Raw genomic sequence first — 11,450 nt, forward strand, 5'->3', positions numbered from 1 at the left:
ATTTACTAAAATTTGTCGGTTTATAATATATGTTTTATTTTGATAGTTTGTATTAAAAAGTTCTGTTTCAGAAATATAAATGTTGGGATGATTTTCTTCCACAGATAATGTAGATGTAGGTGTCATTTTTTTAAAGAAAACGTCAATTGTAATCCTTGTCAAGGTTTTAAACCTTGACAAGGATCAAACTAAGATAATAAACACAATCATCTGTGAAAATCCGTGAAATCTGTGGGAAATAAAAACAAAATTTCGTAATTTTAAAATACCACTTAAAACCATTTGTATGAAAGCCTTTTACCGAATGATATTCATTGTCTGTTTTTTTATCGGCATGATGACTCAAGCTCAGAATAACTACCCTCAAAATTATTTTCGGAATCCTTTAAATATTTCCATCAATTTGGCTGCTAATTTCGGAGCCGTTCGCTCTAATCATTTTCATATGGGATTGGATATTCGAACTAATAGCCAAGAAAATTTATCTGTGGCTGCGGCGGCAGACGGTTATATAAGTCGAATAAAAGTTGAACGATATGGTTTCGGAAATGCCGTTTATGTAACTCATCCGAATGGTTACACAACGGTTTATGCTCACTTGAATAAATATTTCGACAAGCTAGATGAATTCGTAAAAAATCAACAATACAAAGATGAAAAATGGGAACAAGATATCAGTTTTTCTCCCAAGCAGTTTCCTGTGACGAAAGGACGATTGATTGCTTTAAGCGGAAATACAGGAGGTTCTGCAGGACCACATTTGCATTTTGAAATCAGGGATACAAAAACGGAAGAATGTATTAATCCTTTGCTTTTCGGTTTTAATATTCCTGATGGAATTGCACCAATCATCAGCGGTTTGTATTGGTATGATAGACGTTTCAGCACTTATGAACCGGCAGCCAATGGAGTTGCTGTAAAAAAAGCCGGAAATGTTTACACTTCAAATATTGTTCAGGTAAATTCTCCTCAGATAAGTTTTGCGATAAAAGCTGTGGATAAAGCCAATCAAGGTTTTAATCTGGGAATTTATGATGCAGAATTATTGATGGATGGGAAATTGGTTTACAGTTTTAAAATTGATAAAGTACATTACGATAATACGCGATATATCAATGGTTGTGTAGATTATACAAAGTTTGTTAAAGATAAAATGAGTATTCAACATTTGTCAACTTTGGCTGGAATGAAATTGGAAAACTATAGCTCAGGATCAGATGGAATTGTCAATCTTCAGGACAACGAAATTCACAATATTGAAATAATTTTAAAAGATGTTAACGGAAATACAAGCCGATTAACAACAAAAGTTCAATTGAGTAATCTGTCAGAAAAAGTTTTATCAAATAATAAAACAGTTGTTCCCAATGAATCAAAAACAATTAAAACCGAAAATGCAGAAATTAATTTGAGCAAAAATGCAGTTTACGATGCTGTAAATTTCAACATGTATGAAAAACCAGATACAGAAACGGTTTCAAATTCAATTGTTTTAAATAGCCCATACATTCCAATTCACGATAATTATACATTAAAAATTAAATCCAACAGAAAATTAACCAACGAAGAAAAAGAAAAAACCGTAATAGAACTCAATTACGGAAGTGATAAAAATATCATCAAAGCAAAATGGTATGGTGATTGGGCTGAAGGGCAATTCAACAGATTAGGAACAGCAAGATTGTTACTCGATAATAGTTTACCATCTGTTTCTTCAAATTGGAAAGATGGAGCAATCGTGATAGTTGGTTCTTTACGATTAAAAGGAACAACAAAAATTGGTGATATCGAATTTTTCCGTGCAGAGCTAGACGGTAAATGGCTTCGTTTTGCTCGTGTAAAAGATGATTTTGTCTACATTTTTGATGAAAAATGCCCGAAAGGTTCAGGTTCTCATACCTTGAAAGTGACGACAATCAATACGGCTGGAAATACAAATATACAGACTTTTACTTTTTCAAGATAATTAGTTTTGTGATATTTTTTTCAACGCAAAGTTTTTAATTTGGATTACAAATAGTTTTAAGTGAGCAAAGAAGAATCAACAAGTTGATTTGATAAAGCGGTATTTTCAAGCTTCGCGAAGCAAACTTATTTGCCTTTGCTTTCTGAAAAATATAAAAAGAGTTTAATAAAATCTTTGCGTTTAAATTAATTTTTAAAACTAGATAAAACCCAATCATCTGTGAAAATTTGTGCAAATCTGTGGTTAAAATTTCAGATGGCACAATCTTTTAATTTTAATTAAATAAATTTGTCACTTAAAATAAAAACCATTGGAATTCTATCCATCAATTGAAAAATCGAACATTCAGGAAATAAAAAAGTTTCAGGAGCAAAAACTTCATGAACTTCTGACTTATCTTGAGAATAATTCACCTTTTTATCAAAAATTATTCAAAGAAAACAATATCAATATTGCTGATATTCAGACGTTAGAAGATTTGCAAAAGATCCCCACAACGACAAAAAACGATATTCAGCAGAATAACGATGACTTTTTCTGTATTACTCCCGATAAAATTGTGGATTACAGTACAACTTCAGGAACATTGGGTGATCCCGTAACTTTCGGGTTATCAGACAACGATTTAGAAAGACTGGCTTATAATGAAGCTATTTCATTTGTTTGTGCTGGAATCCAAAAAGGTGATGTTGTACAGATGATTACAACAATTGATAAAAGATTCATGGCTGGTCTTGCCTATTTTTTAGGATTAAGAAAAATGGGGGCGAGTGTTGTTCGCATGGGTCCTGGAATTCCCGAACTTCAATGGGATTCTATTTTTAGATACAAACCAAAATATCTGATCACCGTTCCGTCATTTCTATTAAAAATGATAGATTATGCCGAAAAACATGGAATCGATTATAAAAAGTCCAGCGTTTATGGTGCGGTTTGCATTGGAGAAAGCATCAAAAATCAGGATTTTACGGATAATATTCTTTCACAAAAGATCAAGGAAAAGTGGAATATTAAGTTATTTTCAACCTATGCTTCCACAGAGATGAGCACGGCCTTTACTGAATGCGAGCATCAAATCGGAGGGCATCAACATCCTGAATTAATCATCACAGAAATTCTTGATGACGCTGGAAATGTTGTTCAGGAAGGAGAAAGCGGAGAATTGACGATCACAACTTTAGGCGTAGAAGCGCTACCGTTGTTGAGGTTTAAAACCGGAGATATTGTAAAAGCACATTATGAACCTTGCAAATGTGGAAGAAATACAATGAGACTCGGCCCTGTTGTTGGAAGAAAACAGCAGATGATCAAATATAAAGGAACAACATTGTATCCGCCTGCGATGAATGATATTTTGAATGATTTTAATACTATTTTGTGTTATCAGATCGTTATTCAGTCGAATGAAATCGGGTTGGATGAAATTATCATTAAAATAAGCACAAACAGCGAATCTGAAAACTTCGTGAATGAAGTGAGAGATCATTTCCGCGCAAAATTGAGGGTAAGTCCGAAAATCGAGATTATAGATTTTGATATTTTGTCTAAAACAGTTTTTAATCCAAACAGCAGAAAGCCGATTACATTTATAGATTTAAGATAAAAAACAAACATGAAAAAAACTTTATTTCTATTGTTAATAGCGCTTTCCACAAGCTTAATGGCTCAAAGGGTAAAAGTGATTTCTGGAGATTATAATTTTTTAAAAGATCAAAAATTCGTTAAAGTTATTTTCAAATTTGAAGGGGTAACTTTTGCCAAAAAAAAGATTAGTGAACAACAATATATTGCCGATAGAATGGAAGATATTGAGAAAGCTGGTGGCAAAGAAGAAGCTGAAAAATGGAAAGCAGATTGGGAATATTCAAAAGATAAAACTTTTCAGGATAAATTTTTAGCTTCATGGAATAAAAATACAAAAATTGAAGCCTCTACAAAATTTGACAAAACAAAATACACCTTAATCGTCGAGCCGACTTGGATATATCAAGGCTGGTTTGGTGGAATAATGAATGATCCGGCTCAGTTGAATACTCGAATGACCTTCGTAGAAACCGATAATCCTACAAATATTTTGATGGTTGTTGAAGGAATAAAAGCAATCGGAGACAATGTGATAGGAATTCCAAACAACAACGACCGAATTGCAGAATGTTATGCAAAAACATCTAAAATGCTCGCTTTAAAAGTTGAACATTACACTAAAAAATAACAATAAGTTATTAAGTGAAATTCTATAATTGCAAACTTTAAATTAAAAATTATAAACTATGAAAAAATTATTTCTAATGCTCATTATGAGTGTTACTATGATTGTTAATGCTCAGGATCAGAAGCTTAGAATTACTGCCGGGAATTTTGTTACTTTAAAAGATCAAACAGAAGTAAATGTAGAATTGAAATTTGACAATGTAACATTAATGAAAGAAAATTATACAGAAACTCAATATCTTGAAAACAGAAAAAGAGATCTTTTGGCCAATCCTAAAAGAGGAGAAGATGGATGGCAAAAATGGAATGGTGAATGGCAAAAATATAAAGATGAATATTATGTAGACTATTTTGCAAAAGGATTAAATAAAGGATATAAAAATATTGTTTTTAAAAAAGGAAGTTCTGCAAAATATACTTTATTACTAGATGCAAAATGGATTTATCCAGGCTGGCATGGAGGAATGGTTGGAATGACGGCTGAAATTACAGGAACAGTAAAACTTATAGAAACAGATAATCCATCAAAAGTTTTGGCTGTAATTGAACTTAATAAATTTGATAAATACGTAAATAATAAAGAATTTGTTATGGAATACGGAAGGATTGCTGCGGCGTATGAAGCAATTGGAAAATATATTGGAAAATATATCAAAAAAGCTTTAAAATAAAAAAAGCGGTCTGAAAATTTTCAGACCGCTTTTTTATGATTGTTCTTGTTGCTTCTCCATTTTGATGAGGTTCGCAAGATTTTTTATTACTGTATCGTGTTTCTTCACGAAAGGATTTTCTTTATTCCAGACATATCCTGCCAAAACCGCGCAAATTTTCTTCTTAACATCAGGGTTCTCCGGTTGATGGAAGAATAATTCCTGAAGATTTCCGGTGTACCATTCTTTCACATAAGTCGTGAAGACATCAACGCCATATAAAATATAATCTGCGAATTCTGTTTGCCAGTCAACTTTTTCGCCATTCAGCTGTCTTAATGCCAGTTTTGCGGCAGTCATTCCCCCTTCCGTTGCAAAAGCCATTCCTGATGAGAAAACAGGGTCAAGGAATTCTGAAGCATTTCCTGTCAACGCAAATCCGTCTCCGAATAATTTTTTCACCGAACAAGAATAGTCTTTCAAATGTCTTGGTTCAAAAAGAAAATCTACATTTCCGAAACGTTTTACATAATAATCCGAAAGAGAAATTGCTTTTCTTAATGCTTCTGCAGCGTCTCCGTTTTCGGATAATTTGTCAATATATTCAGTTGGACCAACAATTCCTACACTCGTATTTCCATTCGAAAAAGGAATTACCCAAAGCCAGACTTCGGTTTCTATAATATCAAATGAAATTAATGTTCCTTCAACGCCTTCCTCTCTGTTAATATCTTCAACATGAGCAAAAATCGCTGAGTGCGGAGACAATTTTGAAGGTTTTTCTAAATCTAAAAGTCTAGGTAAAACTCTTCCGTAACCGCTGGAGTCGATTACAAATTTTGCATGAATTTCCTTCGTTTCTCCGTCTTTATTTTTTACGGTTGTGATAGAATCTGTTCCGTTAAATTCAATGCCCACAACTTCCGTTTCAAATTCAAGGTCGATTCCTTTATTGATGACTTCTTGGGCTAAAGTATTATCAAAATCCGCTCTTGGAACCTGCCAAGTCCAGTCCCAGCCCTCTCCGAATTTATCACTGAAATCAAAGATGCAAACTTCGTCACCTCTCAAAAAACGCGCTCCCAATTTTTTCTCGAAGCCCATTTTATCTAAGGCAGGAAAAAGTCCCGCTTCATCAAAATGATCCATCACTCTCGGAATTAAGCTTTCGCCAACAACCAATCTCGGAAATTTTGTTTTTTCGACAACTTTTACGTTGATATTGTTCTTCTTTAAGTATGAAGAAGATACGCATCCGGATGGTCCAGCACCGATTACGAGAACATCAACAAATTCTTTGCTCATCTTTGATTTTTTATTTTAATAATAACTTATATCTTTGCCGCAAAATTAGTGACAATTAATTAATATTTTATAAAATTATCTATTATTACTTTTAATTGATGAAAATAAATAACTTTTTAGAACTGAAAGATTTTCAGAATATCGTCGTAAATAATGAAAAAATAGAACTGGATGATACACTTTTAGCCAGAGTGGATGCGAGTTTTCAGTTTTTGAAAGAATTTTCTAGGAATAAAGTGATATACGGTGTCAATACTGGTTTTGGGCCAATGGCTCAATTTAAAATCAGTGATGAAGATACCCACCAGCTACAATATAATTTAATCAGAAGCCACTCTTCAGGTATTGGAAATGCTCTTCCGCCACAGGAAGTGAAAGCCTGCATGTTGGCAAGATTAAATACTTTGTCACTTGGAAATTCTGGTGTTCATCATTCGGTAGTCAATTTACTTAAAGAATTAATTAACAGAGATGTTACACCGTTGATTTTCGAACACGGCGGAGTAGGCGCAAGTGGCGATTTAGTCCAATTAGCGCACTTGGCTTTGGTTTTAATCGGTGAAGGCGAAGTTTTCTATAAAGGTGAAAGAAAATCCACAAAAGAAGTTTTTGAAATTGAAGGATTGGAGCCAATAAAAGTGGAGATCCGTGAAGGTCTTGCTTTAATGAACGGAACTTCCGTGATGTCGGGAATCGGCATTGTGAATGCATACAAAGCCAATCAATTAACTGAAATTTCTATTAAATTATCTTGTGCAATCAATGAAATCGTTCAGGCTTACGATGATCATTTATCGGAAGCTTTAAACGGAACAAAACTTCACGCAGGTCAGCAAAAAATTGCAGAAAGAATGCGTGCGCATTTATCTGACAGTAAATTAATTAGAAAAAGAGAAGATCACTTATATACTCATTTCGAAGAGCAGGAAAAGGTTTTCAAGGAAAAGGTTCAGGAATATTATTCTTTAAGATGTGTTCCGCAGATTTTAGGACCTGTTTTAGATACATTAGAATACACGGAGAAAGTTCTTGAAAATGAGATCAATTCAGCAAATGATAATCCAATTATAGACGTTGAAGGTCAGCATGTTTATCACGGTGGAAATTTCCACGGAGATTATATTTCTCTGGAAATGGATAAACTTAAAATTGTGGTAACAAAACTAACAATGTTGGCAGAAAGACAATTAAATTATCTTTTAAACTCAAAAATCAACGAAATTTTGCCTCCTTTTGTAAATTTAGGTAAATTAGGGTTTAATTTCGGAATGCAGGGCGTTCAGTTCACAGCGACTTCTACAACAGCTGAAAGTCAGATGTTATCGAATTCTATGTACGTTCACAGTATTCCTAATAACAATGATAATCAGGATATTGTGAGCATGGGAACCAACGCTGCGGTGATTTGCAGAAAGGTAATTGAAAATGCTTTCGAAGTATTGGCGATTGAAGCAATCACAATTGTTCAGGCAATTGAATATCTTGATTTTAAAGATAAAGTTTCATCATCAACAAAAGAGTTATACGATGAAATAAGAAAGATCATTCCAGCGTTCTCAGATGATATGGTAATGTATCCATATTTGGAGAAAGTGAAACAATATTTAAAAAAATAAGCAGTTTGAGGAGAACCCGAAGGGTTCAACAATAATAGCCGTAGGTGTAACCTATGGAAAATATAAAAGTGATGATTCCAGCGTTCTCAGATGATATGGTTATGTATCCATATTTAGAGGAAGTGAAGCAATATTTAAAAAAATAAACAGTTTAAGGAAAACCCGAAGGGTTCAACAATAACAGCCGTAGGTAAAACCTATGGAAATATAAAACCATAATCTGGTAAAAAACAACAACCCATGAAATGTGCAATTGTAACAGGAGGCTCTAGAGGAATAGGAAGAGCAATCTGTATAAAACTGGCAGAAGAAAAAAACTATCATATCTTAATCAACTACACTTCAAACGAAGCTGCAGCAAAGGAAACTTTAGCTAAAGTAGAAGAACTGGGATCTACAGGAGAAATTCTGAAATTCGATGTAGGAAATGCGGAAGAAACGCTGAGCATTCTTGGTGAGTGGCAGGAAAAAAATGCCGATTCAATAGTTGAGGTAATTGTCAATAACGCCGGAATCACAAGAGATGGGTTATTCATGTGGATGCAGAGTGAAGACTGGAACTCAGTGATTAACACGAGTTTAAATGGATTCTTCAACGTCACAAATTTCTTTATTCAAAAATTGTTGCGTAATAAATACGGCAGGATTATCAATATGGTTTCTGTTTCCGGAGTAAAAGGAACGGCTGGGCAGACGAATTATTCTGCAGCAAAAGGAGCTGTTGTCGGAGCTACAAAAGCTCTTGCACAAGAAGTTGCAAAAAGAAATATCACCGTAAATGCAGTCGCACCGGGATTCATCCGAACAGATATGACACAGGATTTTAATGAAAATGAATTGAAAGCAATGATTCCAGCCAACCGATTTGGTGAAGCTGAGGAAGTTGCAGATCTTGTTGCATTCTTAGCTTCGAGAAAATCTTCGTACATTACAGGAGAGGTGATCAATATTAATGGTGGAATTTATTCATAAATAATAAAATAATGTAGCAATATGACAATTTACCAGTGTACCAATTATTGTTACATTGCTAAACTGATACATTGTTAAATTTATAAAGATGGAAAATAGGGTTGTAATTACCGGAATGGGAATTTATTCTTGCATCGGAACTTCTCTGGAAGAAGTGAAAGATTCCCTGTATCAAGGAAAATCCGGTATTGTTTTAGTGGACGAAAGAAAAGAATTTGGTTTCAGATCAGGCCTTACGGGCGTGGTTCCAAAACCGGATTTGAAAAGTCTTTTAAACAGACGTCAGCGTATAAGCATGGGCGAAGAAAGTGAGTACGCTTATGTAGCCACACTTAATGCGTTACAGCAGGCAGGCATAGATCAGGACTTCTTAGATAATAACGAAGTTGGAATTTTGTACGGGAATGATAGTGTTTCTCAGGCAGTTGTGGAATCAATCGACATTGCAAGAGAGAAAAAAGATACGACTTTAATGGGTTCAGGAGCGATATTCAAATCAATGAATTCTACGGTTACCATGAACCTTTCTACAATATTTAAATTAAGAGGAATTAATTTGACCATTAGTGCAGCTTGTGCCAGCGGATCTCATTCATTAGGATTAGCTTATATGATGATTAGGAGCGGAATGCAGGATATGATCGTTTGTGGAGGTGCTCAGGAAACCAATAAATATTCAATGGCGAGTTTTGATGGGTTGGGTGTTTTTTCGGTAAGAGAAGATGAACCAACAAAAGCATCAAGACCTTTTGATAAAGATAGAGACGGCTTAATTCCAAGTGGTGGGGCAGCTTCTTTAATTGTTGAAAGCTTAGAATCTGCACAGAAAAGAGGGGCAAATATTCTGGCTGAAATCGTTGGATATGGCTTTTCTTCAAATGGCGGACATATCTCGACTCCAAATGTTGACGGCCCGGCTTTAGCAATGAATAGAGCTTTGCAACAATCTGGTTTACAGGTAAAAGATATTGATTATATTAATGCTCACGCGACTTCTACACCAATCGGAGACGCGAATGAAGCAAAAGCGATCTATGAAATTTTCGGAAGTGAAGTTCCTGTAAGTTCTACAAAATCCATGACGGGACATGAATGTTGGATGGCAGGTGCAAGTGAAGTTATTTACTCAATTCTGATGATGCAAAATGATTTCGTAGCACCAAATATCAACTTGGAAAACCCTGATGATGAGGCAAAAAAGATAAATTTGATCGCCGAAACAAAAAGTCAAAAAATTGACGTATTTTTGTCGAATTCTTTTGGATTTGGGGGAACAAATTCGGCACTAATTGTTAAAAAATTTGAATAAAAACATGGAAAGGGAAAAAATTGTTGCGATTGTCAACGACTTTTTGGTTAATGAATTCGAGGTAGACGGCGATGAAATCAGCAATGAAGCAAACTTAAAAACAACTTTAGGCTTAGACAGCTTAGATTATATCGATATGGTTGTAGTGATTGAATCTAATTTCGGAGTGAAATTAGGGGAAGCAGACTTCAAGAAAATGGTCACTTTTGACGATTTTTATTCGACTATTCAAAACAAAATCACTGAAAAAAACGCTTAATTATCGATTAAACTTTATTTTCTATTAAATTTTAACGGAATATATTGTCTTTGCTGAGTGAAACGCCCTTGCGAACTTAAAAACAGCATTATATTAAAAAATCTTTGCGACTTTGCGTTAAGAACAAGAATAAATTATGAACAAATGGAAAGGTAAATCTAAAGGCACAATTCTGGGCTACAGAATTTTCGTCTGGTGTATTAGAAATATCGGGATCAGAAGTTCATATTTTGTACTTTATTTTGTTGCTTTATACTACTTTTTGTTCGAAAAAAACAGCAACAAATACTTCACTTATTACTTTCAAAAAAGATTGAATTACGGATTTTGGAAAACTAAAATTTCATTATTTAAAAGTTATTTCACTTTCGGAACAGTTTTGATTGATAAAACAGCTATTTCAGCAGGATTAAGAGAAAAATACACTTACGAATTTGACGGTGTTGAAAACCTCAAAAACCTTTTAGCAGAAAAAAAAGGTGGAGTTCTCATCAGCGCTCACATCGGAAATTTTGAAATTGCAGAACACTTTTTCGCTGATATTGATTTTGATTGTCAGATTAATTTAGTCACAACAGATCAGGAAGTTACAGTGATAAAAGAATATCTTGAAAGCGTTACTGTTAAAAAAAGCAATATCAAATTCATTTATGTAAAAGAAGATATGTCGCATATTTTCGACATCAATGAAGCCTTGTCTAAAAATGAGTTGATCTGTTTTACAGGCGACCGTTATTTCGAAGGTTCAAAATTCCTTGAGGGAGATCTTCTTGGAAAAAGCGCGAAATTTCCGGCAGGTCCTTTCCTTATTGCTTCTCGATTGGGAGTTCCGGTTGTATACGTGTATGTTATGAAGGAAAAAAATCTTCATTATCATTTGTATGCAAGGGTCGCTCAGCAAGTTAAAAAACGAGATGCGCAGGGACTTTTAAACTCTTATACTCAAAATTTAGAGTCCATGATCAAAAAATATCCTCTTCAATGGTTCAATTACTTTGATTTTTGGGATGATATTGATTAATTTTCAATATTTTTAGGGCAGCTTTTCCGCCTTCCGCTCCCAATCTTTTTTTGCTTTCGCAAAAAAAGGATTTCCGCTCAAGTCGGGCTGCAAACAATTCAACGTTAAAAAAGCCTTGTCAAGGTTCAAAACCTTGACAAG

At 34.2% G+C, this 11,450-nt stretch carries 10 protein-coding genes; 9 read left to right on the forward strand and 1 reads right to left on the reverse strand.

Going from position 1 to position 11,450, the window contains the following annotated elements; all coding sequences use genetic code 11:
- The first annotated feature begins 286 nt into the window (after window positions 1-286).
- The 4 genes from SB689_RS10515 (at window position 287) to SB689_RS10530 (ending at window position 4,848) form a co-directional block, all read left to right on the forward strand.
- Window positions 287-1,966, forward strand: a complete 1,680-nt coding sequence (locus SB689_RS10515; RefSeq protein ID WP_410692074.1) for a M23 family metallopeptidase — start codon at window positions 287-289, stop codon at window positions 1,964-1,966.
- Between the two features lie 310 nt (window positions 1,967-2,276).
- Window positions 2,277-3,569 carry a phenylacetate--CoA ligase family protein gene (locus SB689_RS10520; RefSeq protein ID WP_410692076.1) on the forward strand — a complete coding sequence of 431 codons (1,293 nt, stop codon included), beginning with the start codon at window positions 2,277-2,279 and terminating at the stop codon, window positions 3,567-3,569.
- Between the two features lie 9 nt (window positions 3,570-3,578).
- Window positions 3,579-4,178 carry a hypothetical protein gene (locus SB689_RS10525; RefSeq protein ID WP_410692077.1) on the forward strand — a complete coding sequence of 200 codons (600 nt, stop codon included), beginning with the start codon at window positions 3,579-3,581 and terminating at the stop codon, window positions 4,176-4,178.
- A 58-nt stretch (window positions 4,179-4,236) separates the two neighbouring features.
- A complete protein-coding gene (locus SB689_RS10530; protein ID WP_410692078.1) occupies window positions 4,237-4,848 on the forward strand; it encodes a hypothetical protein in 612 nt (203 codons plus the stop codon).
- A gap of 33 nt (window positions 4,849-4,881) precedes the next feature.
- On the opposite strand, the gene SB689_RS10535 is transcribed toward SB689_RS10530, so the two are convergent.
- Window positions 4,882-6,132, reverse strand: a complete 1,251-nt coding sequence (locus SB689_RS10535) for an NAD(P)/FAD-dependent oxidoreductase (RefSeq protein ID WP_410692079.1) — start codon at window positions 6,130-6,132, stop codon at window positions 4,882-4,884.
- A gap of 98 nt (window positions 6,133-6,230) precedes the next feature.
- On the opposite strand from SB689_RS10535, the gene hutH reads away from it, so the two are divergent.
- The 5 genes from hutH to SB689_RS10560 all read left to right on the forward strand — a co-directional run bounded on the left by hutH (window position 6,231) and on the right by SB689_RS10560 (window position 11,309).
- Complete coding sequence (hutH, locus tag SB689_RS10540) at window positions 6,231-7,748, forward strand: HAL/PAL/TAL family ammonia-lyase (protein WP_410692080.1); 1,518 nt, start codon at window positions 6,231-6,233, stop codon at window positions 7,746-7,748.
- 240 nt (window positions 7,749-7,988) lie between these two features.
- Complete coding sequence (gene fabG, locus SB689_RS10545; RefSeq protein ID WP_410692081.1) at window positions 7,989-8,720, forward strand: 3-oxoacyl-ACP reductase FabG; 732 nt, start codon at window positions 7,989-7,991, stop codon at window positions 8,718-8,720.
- Between the two features lie 88 nt (window positions 8,721-8,808).
- Window positions 8,809-10,029, forward strand: a complete 1,221-nt coding sequence (locus SB689_RS10550) for a beta-ketoacyl-[acyl-carrier-protein] synthase family protein (RefSeq protein ID WP_410692082.1) — start codon at window positions 8,809-8,811, stop codon at window positions 10,027-10,029.
- A gap of 4 nt (window positions 10,030-10,033) precedes the next feature.
- Window positions 10,034-10,288 (forward strand): acyl carrier protein, encoded by a 255-nt coding sequence (locus SB689_RS10555; protein ID WP_066759632.1) that lies wholly within the window; start codon window positions 10,034-10,036, stop codon window positions 10,286-10,288.
- Between the two features lie 136 nt (window positions 10,289-10,424).
- On the forward strand, window positions 10,425-11,309 hold the full coding sequence (locus SB689_RS10560) for a lipid A biosynthesis acyltransferase (protein ID WP_410692083.1): 885 nt from the start codon (window positions 10,425-10,427) through the stop codon (window positions 11,307-11,309).
- Window positions 11,310-11,450: the final 141 nt, after the last annotated feature.

It is taken from the genome of Chryseobacterium sp. SIMBA_038, assembly GCF_046535115.1.
Lineage (GTDB): Bacteria > Bacteroidota > Bacteroidia > Flavobacteriales > Weeksellaceae > Chryseobacterium.

What these genes read in the sequence shown, in the direction of transcription:
- fabG (WP_410692081.1), top strand. Translation starts at nt 7,989, where the DNA reads ATGAAATGTGCAATTGTAACAGGAGGCTCTAGAGGAATAGGAAGAGCA.
- SB689_RS10515 (WP_410692074.1), top strand. Translation starts at nt 287, where the DNA reads ATGAAAGCCTTTTACCGAATGATATTCATTGTCTGTTTTTTTATCGGC.
- SB689_RS10535 (WP_410692079.1), bottom strand. Translation starts at nt 6,132, where the DNA reads ATGAGCAAAGAATTTGTTGATGTTCTCGTAATCGGTGCTGGACCATCC.
- SB689_RS10560 (WP_410692083.1), top strand. Translation starts at nt 10,425, where the DNA reads ATGAACAAATGGAAAGGTAAATCTAAAGGCACAATTCTGGGCTACAGA.
- SB689_RS10525 (WP_410692077.1), top strand. Translation starts at nt 3,579, where the DNA reads ATGAAAAAAACTTTATTTCTATTGTTAATAGCGCTTTCCACAAGCTTA.
- SB689_RS10550 (WP_410692082.1), top strand. Translation starts at nt 8,809, where the DNA reads ATGGAAAATAGGGTTGTAATTACCGGAATGGGAATTTATTCTTGCATC.
- SB689_RS10555 (WP_066759632.1), top strand. Translation starts at nt 10,034, where the DNA reads ATGGAAAGGGAAAAAATTGTTGCGATTGTCAACGACTTTTTGGTTAAT.
- SB689_RS10530 (WP_410692078.1), top strand. Translation starts at nt 4,237, where the DNA reads ATGAAAAAATTATTTCTAATGCTCATTATGAGTGTTACTATGATTGTT.
- hutH (WP_410692080.1), top strand. Translation starts at nt 6,231, where the DNA reads ATGAAAATAAATAACTTTTTAGAACTGAAAGATTTTCAGAATATCGTC.